Annotated in this window: 30 protein-coding genes; 18 read left to right on the top strand and 12 right to left on the bottom strand. The window is 67.0% G+C overall.

Going from position 1 to position 22,679, the window contains the following annotated elements; translation table 11 throughout:
- Positions 1 to 22: 22 nt before the first annotated feature.
- On the bottom strand, positions 23 to 244 hold the full coding sequence (locus AB4Y36_RS06010) for a DUF2964 family protein (protein WP_069261733.1): 222 nt from the start codon (positions 242 to 244) through the stop codon (positions 23 to 25).
- A 245-nt stretch (positions 245 to 489) separates the two neighbouring features.
- On the opposite strand from AB4Y36_RS06010, the gene AB4Y36_RS06005 reads away from it, so the two are divergent.
- From AB4Y36_RS06005 to AB4Y36_RS05995, 3 genes are all read left to right on the top strand, one after another.
- The gene (locus AB4Y36_RS06005; RefSeq protein ID WP_368682533.1) at positions 490 to 2,460 is read left to right on the top strand and encodes a sigma-54-dependent Fis family transcriptional regulator; all 1,971 of its coding nucleotides are present in this window, start codon (positions 490 to 492) and stop codon (positions 2,458 to 2,460) included.
- Between the two features lie 100 nt (positions 2,461 to 2,560).
- Entirely contained in the window at positions 2,561 to 3,691 is a 1,131-nt protein-coding gene (locus tag AB4Y36_RS06000) for a VIT1/CCC1 transporter family protein (RefSeq protein WP_069261731.1), read from the top strand.
- A complete protein-coding gene (locus AB4Y36_RS05995; protein WP_069261730.1) occupies positions 3,688 to 4,014 on the top strand; it encodes a 2Fe-2S iron-sulfur cluster-binding protein in 327 nt (108 codons plus the stop codon). The genes AB4Y36_RS06000 and AB4Y36_RS05995 overlap by 4 nt, the downstream gene beginning before the upstream one ends.
- 84 nt (positions 4,015 to 4,098) lie before the next feature.
- Here the strand turns inward: AB4Y36_RS05995 and AB4Y36_RS05990 are convergent, their stop codons facing one another.
- Positions 4,099 to 4,389 (bottom strand): DUF4148 domain-containing protein, encoded by a 291-nt coding sequence (locus AB4Y36_RS05990; RefSeq protein ID WP_069261729.1) that lies wholly within the window; start codon positions 4,387 to 4,389, stop codon positions 4,099 to 4,101.
- Between the two features lie 389 nt (positions 4,390 to 4,778).
- Here AB4Y36_RS05990 and AB4Y36_RS05985 point away from each other — a divergent pair, with 389 nt between their 5' ends.
- Positions 4,779 to 5,042, top strand: coding sequence for a DUF4148 domain-containing protein (locus AB4Y36_RS05985; RefSeq protein WP_069261728.1), 264 nt, complete (start codon positions 4,779 to 4,781; stop codon positions 5,040 to 5,042).
- Positions 5,043 to 5,155: 113 nt separating this feature from the next.
- Here AB4Y36_RS05985 and AB4Y36_RS05980 read toward each other — a convergent pair whose 3' ends face one another.
- The 4 genes from AB4Y36_RS05980 to AB4Y36_RS05965 all read right to left on the bottom strand — a co-directional run bounded on the left by AB4Y36_RS05980 (position 5,156) and on the right by AB4Y36_RS05965 (position 6,881).
- Complete coding sequence (locus AB4Y36_RS05980) at positions 5,156 to 5,539, bottom strand: hypothetical protein (RefSeq protein WP_368682532.1); 384 nt, start codon at positions 5,537 to 5,539, stop codon at positions 5,156 to 5,158.
- A 127-nt stretch (positions 5,540 to 5,666) separates the two neighbouring features.
- The gene (locus tag AB4Y36_RS05975) at positions 5,667 to 5,861 is read right to left on the bottom strand and encodes a YqaE/Pmp3 family membrane protein (protein ID WP_069261726.1); all 195 of its coding nucleotides are present in this window, start codon (positions 5,859 to 5,861) and stop codon (positions 5,667 to 5,669) included.
- A 45-nt stretch (positions 5,862 to 5,906) separates the two neighbouring features.
- Entirely contained in the window at positions 5,907 to 6,101 is a 195-nt protein-coding gene (locus AB4Y36_RS05970) for a DUF1653 domain-containing protein (protein ID WP_069261725.1), read from the bottom strand.
- A 111-nt stretch (positions 6,102 to 6,212) separates the two neighbouring features.
- Positions 6,213 to 6,881: a TetR/AcrR family transcriptional regulator gene (locus AB4Y36_RS05965; protein ID WP_342946725.1), complete on the bottom strand. Its 669-nt coding sequence runs from the start codon at positions 6,879 to 6,881 to the stop codon at positions 6,213 to 6,215.
- Positions 6,882 to 6,960: 79 nt separating this feature from the next.
- On the opposite strand from AB4Y36_RS05965, the gene AB4Y36_RS05960 reads away from it, so the two are divergent.
- Together AB4Y36_RS05960 and AB4Y36_RS05955 are read left to right on the top strand one after the other, a co-directional pair.
- A complete protein-coding gene (locus AB4Y36_RS05960; protein ID WP_368682531.1) occupies positions 6,961 to 7,584 on the top strand; it encodes a glutathione binding-like protein in 624 nt (207 codons plus the stop codon).
- 91 nt (positions 7,585 to 7,675) lie between these two features.
- Positions 7,676 to 7,888, top strand: a complete 213-nt coding sequence (locus AB4Y36_RS05955) for a hypothetical protein (RefSeq protein WP_069261722.1) — start codon at positions 7,676 to 7,678, stop codon at positions 7,886 to 7,888.
- Positions 7,889 to 7,904: 16 nt separating this feature from the next.
- Here AB4Y36_RS05955 and AB4Y36_RS05950 read toward each other — a convergent pair whose 3' ends face one another.
- Positions 7,905 to 8,630, bottom strand: a complete 726-nt coding sequence (locus tag AB4Y36_RS05950) for a GntR family transcriptional regulator (protein ID WP_342946727.1) — start codon at positions 8,628 to 8,630, stop codon at positions 7,905 to 7,907.
- 217 nt (positions 8,631 to 8,847) lie between these two features.
- Here AB4Y36_RS05950 and AB4Y36_RS05945 point away from each other — a divergent pair, with 217 nt between their 5' ends.
- The 10 genes from AB4Y36_RS05945 to AB4Y36_RS05900 all read left to right on the top strand — a co-directional run bounded on the left by AB4Y36_RS05945 (position 8,848) and on the right by AB4Y36_RS05900 (position 18,318).
- Complete coding sequence (locus tag AB4Y36_RS05945) at positions 8,848 to 10,119, top strand: cyanate transporter (RefSeq protein WP_368682530.1); 1,272 nt, start codon at positions 8,848 to 8,850, stop codon at positions 10,117 to 10,119.
- A 235-nt stretch (positions 10,120 to 10,354) separates the two neighbouring features.
- Positions 10,355 to 10,687 carry a hypothetical protein gene (locus AB4Y36_RS05940; RefSeq protein WP_141710545.1) on the top strand — a complete coding sequence of 111 codons (333 nt, stop codon included), beginning with the start codon at positions 10,355 to 10,357 and terminating at the stop codon, positions 10,685 to 10,687.
- A 411-nt stretch (positions 10,688 to 11,098) separates the two neighbouring features.
- Positions 11,099 to 11,785 (top strand): NAD(P)H-dependent oxidoreductase, encoded by a 687-nt coding sequence (locus tag AB4Y36_RS05935; protein ID WP_342946729.1) that lies wholly within the window; start codon positions 11,099 to 11,101, stop codon positions 11,783 to 11,785.
- A 357-nt stretch (positions 11,786 to 12,142) separates the two neighbouring features.
- Entirely contained in the window at positions 12,143 to 12,358 is a 216-nt protein-coding gene (locus AB4Y36_RS05930) for a transcriptional regulator (protein WP_069261717.1), read from the top strand.
- 63 nt (positions 12,359 to 12,421) lie between these two features.
- Positions 12,422 to 13,372, top strand: coding sequence for a ferritin-like domain-containing protein (locus AB4Y36_RS05925; protein ID WP_368682529.1), 951 nt, complete (start codon positions 12,422 to 12,424; stop codon positions 13,370 to 13,372).
- A gap of 33 nt (positions 13,373 to 13,405) precedes the next feature.
- Positions 13,406 to 14,860: an indoleacetamide hydrolase gene (iaaH, locus tag AB4Y36_RS05920; protein ID WP_368682528.1), complete on the top strand. Its 1,455-nt coding sequence runs from the start codon at positions 13,406 to 13,408 to the stop codon at positions 14,858 to 14,860.
- 140 nt (positions 14,861 to 15,000) lie between these two features.
- Positions 15,001 to 15,252, top strand: a complete 252-nt coding sequence (locus tag AB4Y36_RS05915) for a FeoA family protein (RefSeq protein WP_342946732.1) — start codon at positions 15,001 to 15,003, stop codon at positions 15,250 to 15,252.
- Positions 15,249 to 17,096, top strand: coding sequence for a ferrous iron transporter B (locus tag AB4Y36_RS05910; RefSeq protein WP_368682527.1), 1,848 nt, complete (start codon positions 15,249 to 15,251; stop codon positions 17,094 to 17,096). The genes AB4Y36_RS05915 and AB4Y36_RS05910 overlap by 4 nt, the downstream gene beginning before the upstream one ends.
- The gene (locus tag AB4Y36_RS05905) at positions 17,093 to 17,395 is read left to right on the top strand and encodes a DUF6587 family protein (RefSeq protein WP_368682526.1); all 303 of its coding nucleotides are present in this window, start codon (positions 17,093 to 17,095) and stop codon (positions 17,393 to 17,395) included. Before AB4Y36_RS05910 ends, AB4Y36_RS05905 begins: the two co-directional genes overlap by 4 nt.
- 128 nt (positions 17,396 to 17,523) lie before the next feature.
- On the top strand, positions 17,524 to 18,318 hold the full coding sequence (locus tag AB4Y36_RS05900) for a CDP-diacylglycerol diphosphatase (RefSeq protein ID WP_368616733.1): 795 nt from the start codon (positions 17,524 to 17,526) through the stop codon (positions 18,316 to 18,318).
- A gap of 23 nt (positions 18,319 to 18,341) precedes the next feature.
- On the opposite strand, the gene AB4Y36_RS05895 is transcribed toward AB4Y36_RS05900, so the two are convergent.
- Entirely contained in the window at positions 18,342 to 18,848 is a 507-nt protein-coding gene (locus AB4Y36_RS05895; RefSeq protein ID WP_368682525.1) for a MarR family winged helix-turn-helix transcriptional regulator, read from the bottom strand.
- 66 nt (positions 18,849 to 18,914) lie between these two features.
- Here AB4Y36_RS05895 and AB4Y36_RS05890 point away from each other — a divergent pair, with 66 nt between their 5' ends.
- Complete coding sequence (locus tag AB4Y36_RS05890; RefSeq protein WP_368605485.1) at positions 18,915 to 19,391, top strand: carboxymuconolactone decarboxylase family protein; 477 nt, start codon at positions 18,915 to 18,917, stop codon at positions 19,389 to 19,391.
- 220 nt (positions 19,392 to 19,611) lie between these two features.
- Here AB4Y36_RS05890 and AB4Y36_RS05885 read toward each other — a convergent pair whose 3' ends face one another.
- The gene (locus AB4Y36_RS05885) at positions 19,612 to 19,839 is read right to left on the bottom strand and encodes a hypothetical protein (protein WP_368616650.1); all 228 of its coding nucleotides are present in this window, start codon (positions 19,837 to 19,839) and stop codon (positions 19,612 to 19,614) included.
- Between the two features lie 51 nt (positions 19,840 to 19,890).
- Positions 19,891 to 20,037 carry a hypothetical protein gene (locus AB4Y36_RS05880; protein WP_342946738.1) on the bottom strand — a complete coding sequence of 49 codons (147 nt, stop codon included), beginning with the start codon at positions 20,035 to 20,037 and terminating at the stop codon, positions 19,891 to 19,893.
- A gap of 19 nt (positions 20,038 to 20,056) precedes the next feature.
- Between AB4Y36_RS05880 and AB4Y36_RS05875 the strand changes: the two genes are divergently transcribed.
- Positions 20,057 to 20,395 (top strand): hypothetical protein, encoded by a 339-nt coding sequence (locus AB4Y36_RS05875; RefSeq protein WP_368605483.1) that lies wholly within the window; start codon positions 20,057 to 20,059, stop codon positions 20,393 to 20,395.
- A 90-nt stretch (positions 20,396 to 20,485) separates the two neighbouring features.
- On the opposite strand, the gene AB4Y36_RS05870 is transcribed toward AB4Y36_RS05875, so the two are convergent.
- Together AB4Y36_RS05870 and AB4Y36_RS05865 are read right to left on the bottom strand one after the other, a co-directional pair.
- Positions 20,486 to 21,814, bottom strand: coding sequence for an ATP-binding protein (locus tag AB4Y36_RS05870; protein WP_368682524.1), 1,329 nt, complete (start codon positions 21,812 to 21,814; stop codon positions 20,486 to 20,488).
- Positions 21,811 to 22,548, bottom strand: a complete 738-nt coding sequence (locus AB4Y36_RS05865; protein ID WP_028202613.1) for a response regulator — start codon at positions 22,546 to 22,548, stop codon at positions 21,811 to 21,813. The genes AB4Y36_RS05870 and AB4Y36_RS05865 overlap by 4 nt, the downstream gene beginning before the upstream one ends.
- Positions 22,549 to 22,679: the final 131 nt, after the last annotated feature.

The following is a 22,679-nucleotide window of genomic DNA, read 5'->3' as shown; positions in this document are numbered from 1 at the left end:
CCATGCGCGCCACCCGGGCGCGTCAGGATTCGCGATGCCGGTGCTGTTCGAGAGATTCGAGGTCTTTCGGGTGCAGGGTGAGCATCACCACGAACGCGACGACCCCAAGAGCCACGGTCACCATTCCGGAGAGCACGACGTTGTCTTCGTCGAAGATCAATCCGTCAATCGCATACCCGAGGCCAAAGAGCGCAACGAACGTGGCGAGCACCGCCACCACGATCCTCAATTCGCCGTGCACCATGACGAACTCCGCTATTCAGCGGGGGCGCGACGCAAATGCGCCCTCACCTTCATCATGGCACTCGCGCCAGTAAACTCAAGACGCAGTTGATGCGGCGCCCGCGCGGCTGAAACCGCTGCCTTCAACCCGGCTTCAACCCGAATTGGCAGCCGCCGCGTTTCCTGTACCATGAACTGCCCCAGAGGCCCCGCTCGCGCACCCATGTTGCGTCGCAGCGTAGCGCCCGAAAACGACTGGAGACACGAGTGACCCGACGCCCCGTCACGCCGCACGACGCGGCCCGCGCGGACGCCATCGCGCAGGCTCACGCGCGCTCGCGCGCACTCGGACTGCGCGCCACTGAAGCGCCCGACTTCGACGCGCTCGCCGCCGCCGACCTGCGCGAACTGATCGACACGAACCGCACGCTCTATCACCAGGCGCGTCCCGTCATGGACGCCTTACACGCGCAGATCGTCGATACGCAGAGCATGGTGCTGCTTACCGATCGCAACGGCGTGATCCTGCATAGCTGCGCCGACAGCGACTTCGTCGAGAAAGCACAGCGCGTCGCGCTGCGCCCGGGCGTTTCGTGGGCCGAGCAGCATCGCGGCACGAATGCCATCGGCACGGCGCTCGTCGAAGGCCAACCGACCACGGTGCATGCGGGCGAGCACTTTCTGCGCGCCAATCACATCCTCACCTGCTCGTGTGCGCCGATCGCGGATCCGTATGGGCGCACGCTTGGCGCGCTCGACGTGAGCGGCGAGTCGCGCGGTTTTCACAAGCACACGCTCGCGCTCGTGCGCATGTCGGCGCAGATGATCGAGAACCATCTGTTCAACACCGAATTCGCCGATGCCATCCGGCTCCAGTTTCATGCGCGCGCCGAATTCATTGGTACGCTCTACGAAGGATTGGCCGCATTCTCGGCCGACGGCACGCTGCTCTGCGCGAACCGCAGCGCCCTGTTCCAGTTCGGCGCACCGCTCGCCGAACTGCAGCAGCGCGAGTTCGCGGCGCTCTTCGGTCAGCCGTTCGCGGCGTTCATGCAGCAGATCATGCGCGCGAGCGGCGAGCCGCTCGCGTTCGCACTGCCAAGCGGCGTACGCGTGATCGCGCGCGCCACGCCCGGCGCGGCCATGTCGGGCGTCCCTACGTTCGCGCGCAGCGCCGTAGCCGACACGTCCCGCTCGCCCTTCACGCCCGCGCCCTCCCAGGCGAAAGCGCCCAACGCCGCCGACACCGCGCCGCAGCCCACGCTCGCCGACCTCGACACCGGCGACGCGCGGCTCGCCGCCGCCCTGCAGCGCGTGGCGCGCGTGCGCGGCCGCGACATTCCGGTGCTCGTGCTCGGCCGCACGGGCACCGGCAAGGAATGGCTCGCGCGGGCGCTGCATCGCGATTCGCCGCGCCGCGACGGGCCGTTCGTCGCGCTCAACTGCGCCGCCCTGCCCGACACGCTGATCGAAGCGGAGCTGTTCGGCTACGAGGACGGCGCGTTCACGGGAGCGAAGCGCCGCGGCAGCGCCGGCAAGATCGCGCAGGCGCATGGCGGCACCCTCTTTCTCGACGAGATCGGCGACATGCCGCTCGCGCAACAGGTGCGGCTCATGCGTGTGTTGCAGGAGCGCGCCGTCGTGCCGCTCGGCGGTACGCGCGCGGTGCCGGTGGATTTGCGCATCGTCTGCGCGACGCACCGCGACCTGCGCGCGATGATCGCCGAAGGCACGTTCCGCGAGGATCTCTACTACCGCATCAACGGCCTCGTCGTCACGCTGCCGGCGCTGGCCGAGCGCACCGACCTCGACCCGCTCGTCGCCCGCATGCTCGAGATTGTGCGGCGCGAGGTGCCGGGCGCGCCCGCGCGTCTGACACCGGCCGTTCGGGCGTGCTTCGCGCGCTGCCGCTGGCCGGGCAATCTGCGTCAGCTCGCGAGCGCGCTGCGCACGGCGGCGATCATGGCCGAAGGCGAAGACGCCATCGACATGGAGCATCTGCCCGAAGACCTCATGCACGATTGCGATCCCGCGAGTGACTGCGCGCAGCCGTGCGCCGATGCCTCGACGGAAGACCAGGCGAGCGACACGGAACGCGAGCCCGCGCGCCTCTCCGTCTGGCAGTCGCGGCTCATCGAGGAGACCCTCGCGCGCCACAGCGGCAATGTATCGGCGGCGGCTCGCGAACTCGGGCTCGCGCGCAACACGGTCTACCGGCATCTGCGTCAGCGCCGCTGAGCGTACCGGCCCGACAGGAGCAAGGCGGGCGTCGACGCGCGGCTTCTGGCCGTTGCCGCGCCAGGGTAAGCTTGGCAGATAACTTCCCGCACCGCGCGCCATGGCCTCCGCTCAGGAAATCAACCGCTTCCGGCGCAATCTCGCCGACGAACTCGACAGCGCCGCCGTCTACGACACGCTATCCGCGGTCGAGAAAGACGACGAGCGCCGCCGCATCTTCGCCGATCTCGCGGCCTCCGAGCGCGAGCACGCGAGCGTCTGGCGCGAGAAGCTCGCGGCCAACGGCGTCACGCCCCGGCCGCATCGGCGCAGCGCGAAAACCCGCCTGCTGCAAACGCTCACGCGCACGTTCGGCCCTTCACTCGTGCTGCCCACCGTCGCCGCTGCCGAGTACGCCGACCGCGACCGCTACGCGCACGAGCCCGGCGCCGAGAAGCTTTCGGCCCAGGAGCAGCAGCACGCGGCCATCGTGCAGGCGATTGCCGCGAAGAAGCGCGAGCCCGAACACGGCCACGGCGAAGCGATCGGCGCGGCCGAGTCGTGGCACAAGGGCGCGATGGCGGGCAACGACCTGCGTGCGGCGGTGCTGGGGGCGAACGACGGGCTCGTCTCGAACTTCTGCCTGATCATGGGCGTGGCGGGCGCGGGCAGCGTCAATCGCACGATTTTGCTCACGGGGCTGGCGGGCCTCGTGGCGGGCGCCTGCTCGATGGCGCTCGGCGAATGGCTCTCGGTGACCAACGCGCGCGAGCTTGCGCGCACGCAGCTTGCGAAGGAAGCCGACGAACTCGAACACACGCCGGACGCCGAGCGTCACGAGCTTGCGCTCATCTATCAGGCGAAGGGCGTCGATCCTGAAGAAGCGCGCCGCGTGGCCGCTCAGATCATGCGCAACAAGGACGAGGCGCTCAATACGCTGGCGCGTGAGGAGCTTGGCATCGATCCGAAGGAGTTGGGCGGCAATCCGTGGTCGGCCGCCGCCGTCTCGTTTTGCCTCTTCTCGCTCGGCGCGGCGTTTCCAACTGCCCCTTTCCTGTGGGCGCACGGCGTCACGGCCATCGCGCAGTCGGTGGCGCTGAGCGCGTGCGGGCTCGCCCTCGTCGGCGTGTTCACGTCGCTCTTCAACGGGCGCAGCGCGACGTTTTCGGCGTTCCGGCAGATCGTGATCGGACTCGCCGCGGCGGCGTTCACGGCCGGCGCGGGGCGGCTGCTCGGAGTGTCGCTTTCATGAGCGACGTGAACCGCGAAAGCTTGCAGGAGGGCCCGCCGCACGTGCCCGTGGTCCGCGTGGAGCCGCTCGGGCGCAGCTTCGAAGCGCCGCCCGAGCTGACCTTGCTGGAAGCGGCGGCGTTCGAAGGCATCCGTTTGCCGCGCATGTGCCGCAACGGCACCTGCCGCGCCTGCCTGTGTCGCGTAGTGAGCGGCGACGTGAGCTTCACGATCGAGTGGCCCGGATTGAGCCGCGAGGAAAAAGCCGAGGGCTATGTGCTGACCTGCGTGGCCGTCGCGCGCACGGATCTCGTGCTCGACGTGCCGGAGGCGGAAGCCATGTAGCGGCAACAAAACGCCGCGCCCAAATGCGAAACGGCCCGCGAAGCGAATTCGCGGGCCGTTTTTATCTGCTGACTGCCGAAAGACTTACTGGCCGCCGAAGTAGACCGATTGCGGACCGGTGCGAGCCGCTTCCGACACATAGCGAGCGCCGGCAACCGACGTCGAGTTGCTCACGCCGCCGAACGAGCCGTCGGTCTGGGCGACCGGCGCGGCCGCCTGCGGGGCGACTGCCGCCTGATTGCGGCTCGTTTGCTGGAATTCGACGAGTTGCTGGCGCACTTGCTCGCGGGTCAGACCTTGATCGGCCTGGGCAAAAGCGGCCAGCGGAGCAGCCATGGCAACGGTAAGGGCAACAGCCTTGAGAAGCGACTTCATGATGACAACCTCCGGAATTATTTAGCATCGATGCGCAACGACGGTGCATACCCTGTCGTGCTCGGCCGGCTCGCTGCGATTCGCCGCATCGGCTGGCTGTGAGTGGATTCTAGGCAAGCGCCACAGCCGGATACAGACCGTTTCGGGCGAATTGGAATTACGGATTTCGCAATAATCCGGCGAGATTTCAGGGCCGGATAATCCGCGGCCGTCCGGCCTTATTGCAAGCACGTCGCGCAACCCTTCAGGAGATTCCGAACCCGATTGTTGCCGCCAGAAGAACACTGAATTCGCTTTCCAGGTATTTACCCTGACCCTCCGACCACATACATTGACCAGATGGGCCCCGCCGATGCGATGGCTCCCCACAAAAACATCGGAGGTTAGTCATGAATTCGTTTCTGAAGGCAGCTGTGCTTGCCGCCATCGTCGCCGTGCCCGCCGCTGCGTTCGCGCAGGCACAACCCCAGCAACAACCCGTGACCCGCGCCGAAGTTCGCGCCGATCTCGCGCAACTGCGCGCCGCCGGCTACGATCCGAGCGACTGGATGCACTATCCGGAAAACATTCAGGCTGCCGAAGCCAAGGTCGCAGCGCAGCGCGCGACGGCTTACGGCCCGTCGACGAACGGAACGTCGCAGTCGAGCCAGTAAGTTTCGCGACAACCCCGGCTGTGACGCCGGGTTCTCGTGCAAAGCATCAGGCCCGCCCTCGTGAGAGTGGCGGGCCTGATTCGTTTTGAAGCGATTTTCCGACTCGGCGTGGATCAACGGCCGCCCGGTCCGCCGCCACCGTGACCGCCACCGCCGTGGCCTCCGCCACCATGACCGCCGCCGGGGCCGCCTCCATGACTACCGCCCGGCGGCCCCCAAGGTCCGCCGTGACCGCCACCGTGACCAACCGGGCCGCCCCCGTGCCAACCACCGCCGCCGCCGTGCCAGTCGCCGCCGTGATAATCGCGACCGCCGCCACCGTCCCAGACGCCGATATTCACGCTGCCATATGTGGGCGCATAGCCCGGCGCGTAGCCGCTGTAATAGCCGGTGGAGTACGGCTGGCCATAGCCGCCGTAACCATACTCGTAGCCCGGGGCCACCGCACACCCGGCGAGGAGCGCGATGGCGCCCACCGTGAGAACGAACTTGAACATAGCTGACTCTCCTTTCTATTTGTAAGAAAGAAAAATCAGCGTTAAGTTCTTATTGAATTGTGAGCACGCGTTAGCGTTGTAACGCGCAACGCGCCTCCGAACGGCGCGTAGACGCCCGCTCAGGGATTTAACCGCGGCGGCCGAGCGCGTCCTCTATTTTCCGGTCGGTCTTGAACTGGCTGAGTGAATACACGGCCCAGATCGCGGCCGGAATCCAGCCGATCAGCGTGACCTGCAGGATCAGGCAGACGATGCCCGCAATCGGACGCCCAATGGTGAAGAACAGGAGCCAGGGCAGAATCAGCGCAATCAGTAAACGCATTCGGCGAAACCCTCTAAAGCGTGGAAGAGACGAGTGTGAAAAGAATCAGTTGACGGGCGCGAAGCGCGGCACGAGTCCGCCTTCATACTCGACGAGTTCGAAGAACACGGTGGAGGGTCGCGTCCAGATCGTACCGTTCGCCGCGCGATACACGATCATCGTGACGGAAGGATCCGATTCGAGCGTCGCCTCGCAAACCAGTTCGTAAATGCCACCCTTGTAGTGCCTGTAGCGCACCATCGTGTTCCCCTCTTCGAGTGCGCAAGCCGTCCCTGCGCGACTGCGCCAGTGTAGCAAGGGAAAGCGGCGTGCGGACCCGTCTGGAGGACGCCGGCAACGTTCAGCGTGACATCACTTCGCGCGCCGCCGCGCCGCACGCGCATCGGCCGCCGTCGGCGCTTCGCCGCAGATCAGCGCGACGCCCGCCACCGCCATGGCGCGCAGCGAGGCCCGCGAATCGCCGGCCCGCGCGCGCAGCGCCATGCTATGCAAGAACGCCGAGGCGAGGCGCGCGAGCATCGGCGCGCTGGCGTCGGGCGGCAGTTCGCCTTGCGCGAGCGCCGCCCGCAGGCGCCGCTCGAAGGCCTTGTCGAATGTGCGCAATCCAGCGGCAAGACGCTCGCGCACCGCCTCGTCGTTGACGGCTTCCACCGCCGCCGTGCCGATCAGCAGGCAGCCGCGCGCCGCGTCGTGCGCAGGCAAATACCAGCCGAGCGCGCCGTCGAATACGCGCATCAGCGCCTCGCGCAGCGGCACTGCGCTGTCAAGCGCGGACTCCATCGCCGTGCGCCCCGCTTCCACGTAACGCTCCATAGTCTGCAGATAGAGCGCGTGCTTGTCGCCGAATGCGCCATAGAGGCTCGGCCGGTTCATGCCGGTCGCCTCGCTCAAGTCGTCGAGCGAAGTGCCTGCGTAGCCGTTGCGCCAGAACGTATCGCGCGCGCGGGCGAGCGCCTCGTGCGGATCGTAGGCGCGCGGCCGCCCGCGCGGGCGGCTATCTTTTTTTGTACTGGATTGCATAGAAATATTGGATCGGCGATTTTTGTTCACTATAGTACAAAAATTCAAAAAAGCCCGAAGCCCGCAAAGGAGGAAGACGATGGAACTGTATTTCGCCCCGCTGGCGTGCTCGCTCGCCACGCGCATCGCGCTCTACGAGGCAGGCGCGCAGGCCCGCTACATCCAGGTCGATACGCTCACGAAGCAGCTCGCCGAAGGCGGTGACTTCTTCGCCGTCAACGCACTCGGTCAGGTGCCGGTGCTGCGCGAGGACGACGGCTGGACGCTCACCGAAAACTCGGCGGTGCTGCCGTGGGTGGCCGACCGTTTTCCCGAAGCGCGGCTCGCACCGCCAGCGGGCACACGCGAGCGCGCGCGCCTGCAACAATGGCTAGGCTTCATCGGCACCGAACTGCACAAGGCCGTGTTCGTGCCGCTGCTCGGCAAGGACGTGGACGAGGCCGTCAAGGCATATGCGCGCGGCAAGATCCCGCGCCGTTTCGGCTTGCTCGCGCGTCATCTCGACTCGCGCACCTTCCTGCTCGACGAATTCAGCGTGGCGGACGCCTATCTCGTGACCGTGCTGAACTGGGCGCCGTACGTGGGCATCGATGTATCGCAATGGGAGGCCGTCGCGACCTACGCGCAGCGCGTGCGCGAGCGGCCCGCCGTTGCGAGAGCCTTCGCCGAAGAGTACGAGATATTCAAGCGCACGCGGCACTGAGGCGCGCTTTACCGGGCATTTTTTCTCGCCCGGCAAGCGTTTTTTTGTCGTGCGATAACGTTGCGGTCGCCACATTCGCCGGAGCCGCACCATGGCCACGCTCGAAGCCTTGCGCATCGTCCTCGACGACCCGCATACGCCCGAAATCATCCGCAACCACGTTATCGACTCGTTGCAGTACGCGCTGCGCAATCATGGCCAGGTATTCGCCGCGAAAGAGATTGAATGGCTCGCCACGTGGGACGATGCGCGCATTCCGCTCGCGGCTTCGAAGGAGTTGCGCCGACGCGTAGACCAGGGCTGACGTTTGCCCCTTGCTTTCAGCCGTTCGTGAGATCCGCGAACACCGTCTTGAGATCGCGTCCGGCGCGCGCACGTGCCTGCTGCACCACCCGCTCCTCCAACTCGCCCAGATGCGCACGCATCGTGGCGAGCGCGGCCGCGAGGTCCCCCGCCTCGAGCGCCTCGATGATCTGCGCGTGCTCGTCGGGTGCGCACATCGACGCCTTCGACGGATCGAACAAGGCCTTGTAAAGCTCCGTCTTCGCGACCAGTTGCGCCAGTGCCTCCACGAGCGCGGTGCCGCCCGCCTGCTCGGACAGCAGCAGATGGAACTGCCCCGCAAGGCGTACCGCTTCGTCCACGCGCGCCTCGCGCAACGCCTTCTTCTCGCTGCGCACGTGAGCCGCGAGCTTGCGCCGCATCGCGGCGTCGAGCGTGCCGCACAGACTCACCATCACGCCCGCTTCGGCCACCTGGCGCGCGCGGTACACCGCGCGGATGTCGTCCTCCGAGGGCGACGGCACGAACGCGCCGCGATTGGGTTCGAGCACGAGCTTGCCGTCGTAGCCGAGGCGCGCCAGCACTTTGCGCAACGCGCCGCGCGTGCAGCCGAACGCCGCCGCGAGTTCGCGCTCCACCAGTTGCTGGCCCGGCGCGAGCTTGCCTTCGAGCAACGCGGAAGAAATCGACGCATAGACACGCGCTTCGACATCGGACGGTTCGTCGGTATCGCGGGGCGGAACGTGGCGGGAGGATTGAGCCATGGGCAGGCGCGCTAGCTGGGTCGGGTCGATGGGTCAGGTCGCATTGTAGCGAGCGGCATGGCGAGGCGATATAGACCCGCGCCCATACTCGATCGCCCATGCCGGGCATAGCGGGTCGAGCCAGATTGTTGACAATTATTGCTTATAATGGTCAACCGTTAAGGTGCAAAAAAGGTTGACCGCATTGAACCCTCAAACCCGCTCCAATGATTCCCGGATGCCGTCCGGCGAGTCGGCCAGCGTGCTTGCGTGGTATGCCGCGATCGTCGCGATCGGCCTGAATCTGCGGCCGCTGCTCACCTCGATCAGCCCGCTCATGACGACCATTCGCAACGACACCGGCCTGAGCTTCTACGGCGCTTCGCTGCTCACGAGCCTGCCTGTCGTCGCGATGGGCCTCGGCGCGTTCGGCGCCGGCCTGCTCGCGCGCCGCCTCGGCGAGACGCGCGGCGTCGCGCTCGGGCTCGTGGCGATTGCGGCGGCATGCGCGGCCCGCGCGTTCGCCGCCAGCGGCGGCGCGCTCATGCTCACGGCGGCCGCGGCCGGCGCGGGCGTCGCGGCCATCCAGGCGCTGCTGCCCGCCGTCATGAAGCAACGCTTCGCCGCGCGGGTGCCGCTCGCAATGGGACTGTTCTCGGCGTCGATCATGGGCGGCGGCGGGCTGGGCGCGAGCCTGAGCCCGCTCGTCGCACGCCTCAGCGGTTCGTGGCATGTGGGACTTGCCGTCTGGGCATTGCCGGCGCTGGCCGCGCTCGCGATCTGGGGCGTGTTGAACGGCGGGTCGGGAGCAGGTCGGCACGCGCAGCACGCCGCCACCGCACCCTCGCAGGCGCATGCCGACACGGCAACGGCGCCAGTCTGGCGCAAGCGCCGGGCGTGGACGCTCGGGCTGCATTTCGGGCTCGTCAACGGGGGTTATACGAGTCTCGTCGCGTGGCTGCCCGCCTACTATCAGCAGCACGGCGCGAGCGTCGAAGCGAGCGGCTCGCTGCTCGCGGCGATGACGGTGTTCCAGGCCGCCAGCGCGCTGCTCCTGCCGCTCGCCGCGGCGGCGTTCACGGACAGGCGTCCGTGGCTCGTTCTGGGCCTGTGCGGCCAGCTCGTCGGTGTGATCGGCCTCGCCGCGTGGCCCGAGGCCGCGCCGCTGCTGTGGGTCGCGGCGGCGGGCGCGGGGCTCGGCGGCACGTTCTCGGTCACGCTCGTCACGGCGCTCGACCATTGCGCGGATCACCGCCTTGCCGCGCGCCTCGTCGCCTTCGTCCAGGGCTTGGGCTTCGTTATCGCCGCGCTCGCCCCCATCGTGGCCGGCCGCGTGCGCGACCTCACGGGCGGCTTTACGGGCGCGTGGATCATGCTCGCCGTATCGATCAGCGCGATGATCGTGCTCACGCTCGCGTTCTCGCCGCGCAGCTACGGGCGCTGGCTCGGCGCCCACGGCCTGGCCGCGGACGGAGCGATCGCACAAAACCGGGCGGCGCTCGACGCCTGAACCGCCCGCAAACGCCAGACTGAGCGCCGGCGCAAGCCCCGTAAGGCCGCGGCGCGCCCATGCAACACATCGCCCGCAGCACGTCGTGAAACGTTTGCATAAGCGCCTGTATGAATGTACAGTGCGTGGCAGCCGGCCGTTCGTGCCGCCCGGTCGCCGTACCGGGTTACGCCGCCCCATCGCGCCCCGGCGCATGGCGCGGCCCCGGCCTGTACATCGAAACGGAGAACACGACGTGCGATTCTTCATCACGGGGACCTTGCTGGGCGTCCTCGCGTCCACCGCGATCGCCGGGGAACACTACATCGAGATCTGGAATCCGCCGGAAGCGCGCACGCCCTCGGCGCATGCGAGCAATGCCGGCAAGAAGGCGCATCACGGCACGAAGCACAAGCTGGCCTCCACCGACAAACTCACCACTCGCAAGGTCGCCGAACCGGCCGTGCGCGCTCCCGCGCCCACGCTGCCGGCCACGCCGGGCACCCCCGCGCGCACCGCGCCGGGCAACGGCACCCTGCCGGAAATTCCGCCGCAAATCGGCCCCGACGGCAACGTCCTCACGGTTTGAGCTAGCGCGTAGCCGCAGTCAGCGGCGCAAAACACGACCTACAGTGCGGCACGCAGCTGCCGCGATCGTGGCCTCGAAGACCTCGAAGCGCCGCCCGTTCCCGTCTCCAGAAAAAAAACAGCCCCGTCACCGGAGAAGTGCGGGGCCGAATCCCATGTCAAGGAGATGTCATGGAGGAGACGGCTTCATCTTAGCCACGGCCCGCTGCGCGTCCAAACAATGGTTTCGCATATGCATTTCGGGCGCATGGCGCCGCGCAACGTAGCGCCGCCGGCATATGGATAGAACAAAAAGTCGTTTCGCGCCGCTCGGCGCGATCTCTAAGATGACCCTTTCCAGGCCTGCAGGCTTCGTGGCGGCGTCACCCGATCACCCACGAGCCAGGTCTCATCGCATTTCAGGGAGCGCCCCTTGAGCATTTCCGATTCGCAACGCCGCCCGCTCGTGGTGGGCATCGGCGGCACGACGCGCGCCGCCTCGTCGACCGAGCGCGCGCTCGCTTTCGCGCTGCGCGGCGCCGAAGACGCCGGCGCGCGCACGCAGTTGTTCGGCGGCACGTTCCTGCACACGCTGCCGCACTACGCGCCCGAAGACCCCGTGCGAACCGACGCCCAGCTCGAGCTGATCGAAGCCGTGCGCGCCGCCGACGCCGTCATCATCGCGACGCCCGGCTATCACGGCGGCGTATCGGGGCTCGTGAAGAACGCGCTCGACACGCTCGAAGAACTGCGTGCCGACAACCGCCCATACCTGGACGGCCGCGCAGTGGGCTGCATCGTCACGGCCTATGGCTGGCAGGCCGCGGGCTCGGTGCTGACCTCGCTGCGCTCGATCGTGCACGCGCTGCGCGGCTGGCCGACACCGTTCGGCGCGGGCATCAACACGCTGGAGACACGCTTCGAGAGCGCGCTGCAGTGCTCCGACGCCAAGGTCGCCGAACAGCTCGCAACGGTCGGCCGCCAGGCGGCGCAGTTCGCGCTCGCGTTCGGCGGCCAGGAACATCGTGCGGCGCCGCCGGCGAGCGCGTTGAACAGCGTCGGCGGCGCGCAGGCCGCCAACGCGCCGCGCACCGAAAAACGTCTGAGCCTCGCGGTCTGACACGCTGCCCGACCTCTGCCGCCTGGCCGCCCGCCCGCGCGTCGAACGTGCGGGGCGGGAAACGTTCCCTAACCCACATTGCCGGCGTCGCGCGGCGCAGATCACGTGCGCCATCCCACAGACGCTGCATTTCGTCCGGTCCACATTGAAGCCGGATTCACCCCTCGCCTCATCCGGATCATCCTGCTGACCGCTCCAGGCCACACGTGATTTGCTTGCGACGAATGATTGGTTCCATCGACATACGGCGGCTCATACGCTGGTCCGTGTCGGTACCGTGAGTGGACAGCAAAACACCCGCGCCACTGAAAACGAGAACCCGAGCAAATCAGCAGAAGATCAGCAGGAAGCGCGGCCATGAACACTTCATTACGCTACAAAGGCTACGTCGTCGCCCCCAGCGCGCGGCAGCTCCCGAACGGCCTTTTCGCCGCCAATCTCACCATTGGCACGCAGCCGGGCGCGCAGCATTCGTTCGACGAACTCGATTACTTCTTCGACGAAAGGCACGCGCTCGCCTACGCCTGCCGCTGGGCGCGCATGTGGATCGAGCAGCAGCGCCGCTGCGCGTGAGGGCGCATGCTTCCTTACGGTTGTGACAGAATAGGAGTCATACCCCCTTCCCGTTAGATGCTCATGTCCGAAACCCTGACGCATCCGGACGAAGGCGCAGCCTTCATCTCCGAGCAGGACGCCGCGCTGCGGCGCTGGACTCACGGCACGCCAGGGCCCATCAAGATCGGATCGGACGAACATCGCAAGATGTTCTGCCGGATGCTGCTCGACACCCACGATCCCTACCGCCCCGCCGTGCTCGACTGGCCGAAGCTCGAGCCCGATGCGCTCGGCCGCCTCACATCGCTGCCGATCTGGGACATGGCGGTGCAGACCGAAGGCCGCGCCTCGATCCGCGTGCTGACTTACGCGCAAACCCTCAGCGACCCGCTGCTGCGCGAAGCAATCGAAATGGACGCGGCCGAGGAAGCGCGCCACAAGGTCGTACTCTCGAATCTCGTGCAGGCCTACGGCATCGAATTTGCGCCTGAACCCGAATACCTGCCGCCCAAAAAGGCGGAATGGGCGTGGATGTTCACCGGCTATAGCGAGTGCATCGACAGCTTCTTCGCGTTCGGCCTGTTTCGCTCGGCGCAGCGCTCGGGCTTTTTCCCGCCAGACCTCGTCGAAACCTTCGAACCGGTGATCCAGGAAGAGGCGCGCCACATCCTCTTCTTCGTTAACTGGGTGGCGTGGTATCGCGAGACCATGCCCCGGTGGCGCAGGCCGTGGCACACCGTGCGCGTCGCCGCCATCTGGTTCATGCTGGTATGGGAGCGGCTCGCGATCGCACGAGGCATCGACGCCAGCGGCAATACGCGCGACTCGAATTTTCTGCCCGCGAACCGCGAGGTACTGGGCGACGCGCTCGAACCGCGCGAGATGATCGAACTCTGCCTCGAAGAAAACGACGCGCGCATGAGCGGCTACGACGCGCGCCTCTTGCGGCCGACGCTCGTGCCCACGCTCGCACGCTTCGCGCTGCGCCTCTTGAAGAAGTCGCGCCGCAACGTAAAACGCACGCGTTGTTAGCATGGCTGTATAGCCGCACGAGGAGAACGCTGCATGACCTGGACTGTCGACCAGCAACTGGAACTGAGCGCAACGCAAGCCGTCGAGGCCATCCAGGCCGGACAACTGAAGGCCGCCGACTACGTCGCCACGCTGCTGGCGCGCGCGCAGGCGCTCTCCAACCTCAACGCCCTAACCGTGCTCGACGTGGAAGGCGCGCTCGCCGCCGCGCAGCGCATCGACTCGCTCGGCGCCAGCGAGCGCGCGCGTCTGCCGCTCGCCGGGCTGCCCGTAGTCGTCAAGGACAACATCAATACGCGCGGCCTGCAGACCTCGGCGGGCACGCCCGCGCTCGAAGGCTTCGTGCCCGCGCGTCACGCGCCTTCGGTGCAGCGCCTCGTCGATGCCGGCGCGATCCTGCTCGGCAAGGCCAACATGCACGAGCTGGCGTTCGGCATCACCAGCACGAATCTCGCGCCGCATGCGGGGCCCGTGCGCAACCCCTGGGACCCCGAACGAATTCCCGGCGGCTCTTCCGGCGGCACGGCGGCCGCCATTGCGGCACGCATCGTGCCCGCCGGACTCGGCACCGACACCGGCGGCTCCACGCGCATACCGGCCGCGCTATGCGGCATTGTCGGCCTGCGCCCGAGCGTGGGCGACGGCGGCACGCAACGCCGCTATCACGACCCGCAGGCCGTCGTGCCGATCAGCCATACGCGCGATACGGTCGGGCCGATGGGGCGCACGGTTGCCGATGTCGCGCTGCTCGACGCCGTGATTACCGGGCACGGGCCGCTCTCGCCGGCCGCCGTGACGAATCTGCGCATTGGCCTGCCCGCTCCGCTGTGGGAAGGCCTCGAAGCCGCGCTCGAAGACGTGGCGCGCGCCGCGCTCGCGAAGCTCGAAGCCGCAGGCATCACGTTCGTACCGGTCGAAATGAGCGAGCTGCTCGCGCTGAACGACCGCGTGAGCTACGCGATCGCGCTGCACGAGCCCATCGACGATCTCACAGCATGGCTCGTTGCGAACCACGCACCGGCACAAACCGTGGCCGAAGTCGCCGTGCGCATTGCGAGTCCCGATGTGCGCGCGGCCTACGACGCCGTGCTCGCCGACGCGCGCGGCGGCGACTATCACAGCGCAATGACGGTGTGGCGGCCGCGTCTGCAGCAGCTCTATGCGCAGACTTTCGCGGCCAGCGGACTCGACGCGCTGCTCTTTCCTACGACGCGGCTCGCCGCCGTGCCGATCGACGAGCTGAATGGATCGTCTCGCGTGTCGATCGACGGCGCGGCGCCGATCGACGAGATGGTGGCGTATCTGCGCAACACCGATCCCGCGAGCAATGCCGGCATTCCAGGTCTCGCGCTGCCCGCGGGTCTTGTCGACGCGCGCTTGCCCGTCGGGCTCGAACTCGACGGACCGGTCGGCGGCGACCGCAGGCTGCTCGCGATCGGTCTTGCATTCGAAGCGATTCTCGGGACGCTGCCTGCGCCGGAAATTTGAGCGCACACGGCACCGCTACCCCGCCTCGGCCGCAGGTTCCCCGCCCGCATCGACGGAGCCGAGGCGCATTTAGCGCCACAATGCCGGCGCTGCGCTACAATGAGAACGGTTCTCATTCGTTATAAGCAGACCCCCCACCTATGCGTCTGACCGACCTGTCCAAAGGAGCGACCGCCCTCGTGGAGCGTGTCGAGGATATCCGTGCCCCCGACCCGATCGCGCAGCGTCTGCGCGACCTCGGCTTTGTTCCCGGCGAGCCCGTGCGCGTGGTTGCGCGCGCACCCTGGGGCGCGGACCCGCTGCTCGTGCAGATCGGCTCGACCCGCTTTGCATTGCGCCGCGCGGAAGCGCAGCGCGTGAGCGTGACGACGGACGGGGAGGCCGCGCAATGAGCCTGGCTCCGGTTGCGCCGCTGCGCGTGGCGCTCGTCGGCAATCCCAACTGCGGCAAGACCGCGCTCTTCAATCTGCTGACCGGCGCGCGCCAGAAGGTCGCCAATTACGCGGGCGTGACGGTCGAGCGCAAGGAAGGGCGCTTCGCCACGCCCTCGGGCCGCAAGGTGCAACTGCTCGATCTGCCGGGCGCTTACAGCCTCGACTCGACGAGCCCCGACGAGCGCGTGACGCACGACGTGCTGCTCGGCCGCTACCCGGGCGAGGCCGCGCCGGATCTCATCGTCTGCGTGGCCGATGCGACGAATCTGCGCCTGCATCTGCGCTTCGTGCTTGAAGTACAGCGCATGGGGCGCCCGATGGTGCTCGCGCTGAACATGATGGACGCCGCAAAGCGCCGCGGCGTCGAGGTAAATGTGGGCGAGCTTGCGCGCCAGCTCGGCATGCCCGTGGTCGAAACCGTGGCCGTGCGGCGCGGCGGCGCGCAAGCGCTCATCGAGCTGATCGACCACACGACGCCTGAAAAACCGCAGGCGCAAGCAGCAGCGGCGGCCGACGACCTGCACGGCACGGTGCGCGCCATCCTCGCGAGCGCCGTGACGATGCCGCGCGCCACCGACGCGCGCGACGACGCCATCGACCGCTTCGCACTGCACCCCGTGCTCGGCCCGCTGATCCTCTCGTTCGTGATGTTCCTCGTGTTCCAGGCCGTGTATTCGCTCGGCAAGCCGCTCACCGATGCCATCGGCGACGGCTTCACCTGGCTCGGCGCGGCCGCCGGTACGGCACTGCCCGACGGCCCGCTGCGCAGCCTCGTGACGGACGCGCTGTTCGGCGGCGTCGGCACCGTGCTCGGCTTTTTGCCCGAGATCCTGGTGCTGTTCTTCTTCATCCTCGTACTGGAGGAGTCGGGCTATCTGCCGCGCGCGGCCTTCCTGCTCGATCGCATGATGGTAGCGGTGGGGCTCACCGGGCGCTCGTTCATTCCGCTACTGTCGAGCTTCGCGTGCGCGATTCCCGGCGTGATGGGCACGCGCAGCATCTCCGACCCGCGCGACCGGCTCGCCACGATCCTCGTCGCGCCGCTCATGACGTGCTCGGCGCGCTTGCCAGTGTATGCGCTGCTGATCGGCGCCTTCATTCCGCACCGCATGATGTTCGGCGTATTCAACATGCAGGGCCTGGTGCTCTTCGCGCTTTACGCCGCCGGCATTGCCGGCGCGATGGCGGTGGGCTGGGTCATGAAGAAACTCCGCCGCGACCACCGTGAACACGCGCTGCTGATGGAGTTGCCCTCGTACCGGCTGCCGCGCCCACGCGACGTCGCCATCGGCCTGTGGGAGCGCGGCGCGATCTTCCTCAAGCGCCTGACGGGCATCATCCTCGCGCTCACGGTGCTGATGTGGTTCATCTCCACGTTCCCCTCGCCGCCCGCCGGCGCAACACTGCCCGCCATCGATTACTCCATCGCCGGCTATCTTGGCCGCGCGCTGCAATGGCCGTTCGCGCCGCTCGGCTTCAACTGGCAAATGAGCCTTTCGCTGATCCCCGCGTTCGCCGCGCGCGAAACGGCGGTGGCCGCGCTCGCCACCGTGTACTCCGTGGCGGGCGGCGACGCGGACACCGCCGCGCTCGGCCACACGCTCGCGCAGAACTTCTCGCTCGCCAGCGCCCTCTCGCTGATGGTGTGGTTCGCATTCGCGCCGCAATGCATGTCCACGCTCGCCGTGATTCGCCGCGAAACGCGCTCGTGGCGCGCCGTCGTGGTCTCGTTCGGCTACATGTTCGTCGTGGCCTATGCGGCCTCGTTCGTCACGTATCAGGTCGCGAGGCACTTCGTATGAGCGCCGGACTCGTCGCGCAATATGCGGTGATCGCGCTGCTCGTGACCGCGAGCTTCGTCCATACGCTGCGCAAGCTTGCACCGAAAACGGCCACGCGCGCGCAGGCCGCCGTGGCCGCCGCACTGTTGCGCCCGCAACGTAGTGCATTCGTGCAGCGCCTCGGGCGTTTCGTGCAGCCCAAAGGCGCAACCGGCGATTGCGGCGACGGCTGCGGCACCTGCGGCACGTGCGGACCGACGCCCGCGGCAACGGACGCCTCGAACGCGCAACCGGTCACGTTTCATCCGCGCCGCAAATAAATCGCGGCAACCGCGCACAAGCGACTGTCTCGGGCATTGCGCTACACTGCGCGCAGCGTTGCGCCGCAACGCGTGCAGACTTCGCAGCGCGGCGCGTTTGATCGACTCAACCCAGACACTTCGTGCCGATGCGATCCCTGCGCCTTGCCCCTTTCATGCGGATGTCCCGGCTTGCCGTCGCCACGGCGGCGGTCGTTGCGCTCGCCGCCACCGGCGCGTGCGTGCGCCTCTCCGCGGTCGACTCCAACGGTCTCTGGCAAGTCGTCGGCGGCCAGTGCGTGCCGAATATGCGCGACAAGGGCAAGCCCGGCCCCTGCACCACCGTCGACTTCCAGAAGCGCTATGCCGTGCTCAAGGACATCGCAGGGCGTGCGCAGTATCTCGTGATTCCCACCGACCGCGTGGCCGGCATCGAGAGCCCCGAAATTCTCTACGGCGGCGCGCCTGAGTACTGGGTCGGCGCATGGGGCGCGGGACGTTTCGTGGAAGCGAAGCTCGGCATGCCGCTCGCCGGCAACCAGCTCGGCCTCGAGATCAACTCCTCGGAGCGCCGCACGCAGAATCAACTGCATATCCACGTCGATTGCATGCGCCCCGACATCACCAAAGCACTCGCGCCGTATGCCGACATCGCGCCGGGCACGTGGCGCTGGACCACGCTCGACGGATCGCGCTACCGCGTCACGCGTGTGACGAGCCTCTCGGACAACAACAATCCTTTTCGCGTGGTCGAGCGCGATCTCGGCCCGCAACAGACCATGGCCGTGCAGACGATACTCGTGACGGGCGCCGGCCCCGATGCAAAGCACGACGGCTGGCTCGTCGTGAACAGCGGGCTCGATGTCGATGGCGGGACCGGCACGGCGGAAGGCCTGCTCGACCATTCGTGCAGCCTCGCGCAAGCGAAGAGTGCTTCGCAGTAACGCGCGGTGGAGCGCGGCTGCATTCAGCCCACGTCATCCTCGCGCGCGACGCTCACCAGCCAGCGGCGTATCACCTGCTCTTCTTCGGCCGTGAAGCCCGCGGCCATGCGCGCCTCCAGCTTCTTCACGCGCGTGCGGCACTCCCTGAGCAGCGCTTCGCCCTCATCGGTCACGTCGATCTGCTGAATGCGCCCATGCACAGCGTGCGGGCGACGCACGATCGCGCCACCGCGCTCCAGATTCGCGACGATCACGCTCACCGTTTGCGGCGTGAGCGCCGCGAGCCTCGCGAGATCGGCGCCCGAAATGCCGGGGTAGGCGGCCAGAATGGTCAGCACGACGAATTGCGGCGGCGTAATGCCCAGATCGTCGAGTGCGCGTTCCATGCGCAAACGGTGCGCCGCGCCCGCCTGGCGCAGCAGGTAGCCGAAATAGCCCGCCTCGCCGCGCTTGCCCTCGCCGACCGCCGGAATAGCGCTCGTGGGTTCGCCCCTTTCCGAAACCGGGTCTTTTTTCACTGTCTTGCGCATGATGTCAGAGTTCGAATATGATGTTCGTGCTCTGATATTAACGCCCAGACTTCGCGAGGTCCAGTCATGTCCAGCACGTCTACCCGCATTGCTTACGAAACCTTCGCGCGCGATGCCGCCCCGGTGGCCGCCGCGCTCTCCGCCATGAGCAAGGCGGTCGATGCCTCGGGGCTCGAAAAGCCGCTCACCGAGCTGCTGAAAATCCGCGCCTCGCAAATCAACGGCTGTGCGTTCTGCATTCAGTACCACCTCAACATTGCGCGCGAGAAAGCCGTGCCGCGCGTCAAGCTCGATCTCGTGGCCGCATGGCACGAGGCGCCGGAATACTTCAGTGAGCGTGAACGCGCCGCGCTGGCTTACACGGAAGCGCTGACCGCGAAGCTCCATGACGGTGTGAGCGACGTGCTCTACGAGGACGTGGCGCGCCAGTTTCCCGGCGAGCAGATGGCATTCTTGACCGCCGCCGTGGCGAATATCAATGCGTGGAACCGCATTGCGGTAGCGCTGCGCTTCGCGCCGCCGGTGCGCGACGCAGCAGCCTGAGGAAAGGAAAAGTAAGGATGGCACTAATTCCTTACCTGAACTCTTTCCTCGAATTACAAAGCCGCCCCCCGCGGCGAAAGACGACATACGATTGCGCCGACTGAGTGGCCTGACCAGCCGTCTCGGTCGGGCATCGACCATATCGCACATTCACCGGGGGGTTAAACATGTCGATAAGCGCGTTATCCAGCTCAAACTCACTGTATTCGACCCGGGCTGCTTACCAGGCAGAAGGGCAATCCACGAGCACCAGCCAGATGTCGGGCATGCCCATGGCTTCGGACGCCTCGTCGGACTCGAACAACGTCAATCCGCTTGCCGCCGCCATCGCCTCGGCGCTCTCGTCGCTCGGCTTCACCACGGACAGCACGGCCACCGCGTCCGCGAGCACCACCGGTTCTGATTCCTCGTCGAGTTCCACCGGTTCGACGTCGAGCACGTCGTCCACGTCGCCCGATGCGCTTGCCGCCGCGCTCCAGCAATTCCTCGGCGCGCTGTTTCAGGTCGCCGCGCAACAGAGCGGCGTCACCACGACGGCCACGGGCGATAGCAGCGACAGCAGCAGCGCGGTTTCGTCGGCAAGCGCGACGTCTGCGACTACGGCTTCCAGCTCCAGCACGTCGTCCACATCGAGCGATTCGAGCACGACGACCACTGCCGCAGCGATGATGCCCCCGCCGCCGCCTCCGCCGCCCTCGTCGGCAGGCGGTTACGGCAGCGATCTCGCTTCGGCGATCTCGAACCTCGCGCAGTCGCTCTCGTCGGCTTCGAGCAGCACGTCCTCCGATTCGAGCACGGCAAGCAGTTCGTCGAGCAGCAGCAGTTCGGACAGCGAATTGACGTCTGACTTCCAGAACCTTTTGACGGCAATGGGCGCCTCATCGAGCAGTTCGTCGAGCGGCACGACGTCCGAGCTTCAGCAATTCCTCACGACGCTCGCGAGCAACCTGCAGCAGCAGGGCTCGGGCGCCGCGAGCGGCCTGTTCGTCAGCACGACGGCCTGACCACGACGTCCACGAGCGCCCGCTCTTTCAAGCGTCGGCACGTTTGCGCGCCGGTCCGCGAGGGCTCGGCGCGTTTTTTGGTGTGGCGTATCAGCCGTGAGCGACAGGAAAGCTGAGCTGCACGAGCAGACCGCCATCGGAATGGTTTTTGACGTCGCATTGGCCGCCGCTATCGCGCACGAGCCGCGCGACGATGGCCAGCCCGAGGCCGCAGTGGCCTTCGCCGCCGCGCGCCGCATTCAGGCGTACGAACGGCCTCATCGCGGCGGGAATGCGCTCGGGCTCGATGCCGGCGCCGTGATCGCGTACGCGTATCAGGAACGATCCGTCTTCGATCGCCGTCGAGATTTCGATTGGCGGCGCGCCATACTCGAGTGCGTTATCGACGAGATTCGTGACGAGCCGGTCCAGCGAGACCTGGGGCAGCTTGAACCGCGAACCGGCACGCGGATCGAGCACGAACAGCGGCCCGTTGCCGCCCTCGATTTCGTCAGGATTGCCAAACTGGCTTTGCAGAAAGCCGTCGACACTCAATAGCCTGCCCGCGTCGGGCGACTGCTGCGCGAACTCCAGAAACTGCTGGACGATGTGGGTGAGCGAATCGACGTCGCGCAGCATGCCGTTGCGCTCCGCCTCCTCTGCCATCAGGGTCGCGCGCAGCTTGAGCCGCGTGAGCGGCGTCTTCAGATCGTGCGCGATGCCGCTCAGCATCACCACGCGATCGTCTTCCGCCTCGTTCACGCAGCGCATCATGTCGTTGAACGACGCGCTCACGTCGCGCAGTTCGCGCGGCCCCTTGCCTTCGAGCGGCGCAATGCGCTCGCCGGTGCCGAACCGGCGCGCCGCCTGGGCGAGGCTCGCGAGCGGCTTCTGGATCTGCCAGGCAGCGAGGAACGACAGCGTGAGCGCCGCCAGCAGCATCGAAATCCCTTCGATGACAAAGCGCGGCGGCGGCGGAATATCGACCGGCACAACGACCCAGGACGTGCTGCCCGGAAAGCGCACCCACAGCTGCGGCGGGCGCCCGTCATCCACGGCGAACTGCGTGCCGGGCGGCAATTGTTCGCGCAGATGGCGCGTCAAGTCGACCAGCGGCCTGCGCGTCGGTTCGTGCAAGTGAACGTCCTTGGGCACGTTCCACACCGGCACGCGGTGCACGCGCAACACGTCGCTCAGATCGTGGTCCTTCGGCGGCTCGAGCGAACTGCCGAGATGCACCGGGGGCGGCACCGTGCCGCCCCCGACGTGCTCTTCGCTCGCCACGCGTAGCGCGAGCAGGACGCCACGCGCAAAGCCATCGACTTCATGGCGCGGCGGCTGGCGGGCAAGCAGCAAAAACCAGCCCAGCTGCATGGAAAGCAAAACCGCGGCCGAGAGCAATGCCATGCGCCCGAACAGCGTATTCAACGGACTTCTCACTGAATTGCTGCGCCGTGCGCCTCCGAATAATTCGCCGGATCCGGCACGAATACATAGCCCTTTCCGCGCACTGTCTGGATATGACGCGGATTCGACGGATCGGCCTCGATCACGCGGCGCAGGCGCCAGATCGGTACGTCGAGGCTGCGTTCGTGGAATTCGCGCTCGTCGCGATGCACGATATCGTGGATCAGCGTGCGCGAAAGCACTTTGTAGGGATGTGTGGCGAATACCTTCAGCAACGCGAATTCGCTCTCCCTCAGCGGGATTTGCGTGTCGCCGCAGGAGAGCGTGCGCATCGTGAAGTCGAGCTCGAAGTCGCCGAACCGGTAGCGCCGGCGCGCCTCAGGCGCGCTCGCGGTGGACGGACCGCGCCGCCGCAGGATATTCTGGATGCGCACGAGCAGTTCGTGCGGATCGAAGGGCTTCGGCAAATAGTCGTCCGCCCCCAGCGAGAGCCCGCGAATGCGATCGCTCACGGCGCCGCGCGCAGTGACGAAAATGACGGGAATGTCGTCGCCGGCCGCGCGCAAGGCGGCAATGGCTTCGAGGCCGTCGGTCTCCGGCATCATGATGTCCAGCACCACAATGGACGGTCGTTCGCGCTCGAGGCGGCGCTGGAGGTGGACGCCGTCGTGCAGCACGGCGGTATCGAAGTTATGCGAGCGCAAGAAGCGGCTCAGCAGATCGCGCACGACGGGATCGTCGTCGACAATGAGGACGCTGGGGTTCATGCCGCGATTTTAAAGCAGTGCGACGGGCGGAACCTTGCACGGTTTCTTACCAATCCTTTCCTTGCATCGCCTTGAAAAGGGTGGCATCGTTAGATCCCGCCCGGTCAAAGCGATGTCATGCTATCGAGGCT

Origin of the sequence: Paraburkholderia sp. BR10936 (assembly GCF_040965735.1) — a bacterium.
Taxonomy (GTDB): Bacteria; Pseudomonadota; Gammaproteobacteria; order Burkholderiales; family Burkholderiaceae; genus Paraburkholderia; species Paraburkholderia nodosa_A.
The sequence above is the reverse complement of the archived record's forward strand: the minus strand, read 5'-3'. Positions and strand labels throughout refer to the sequence as shown.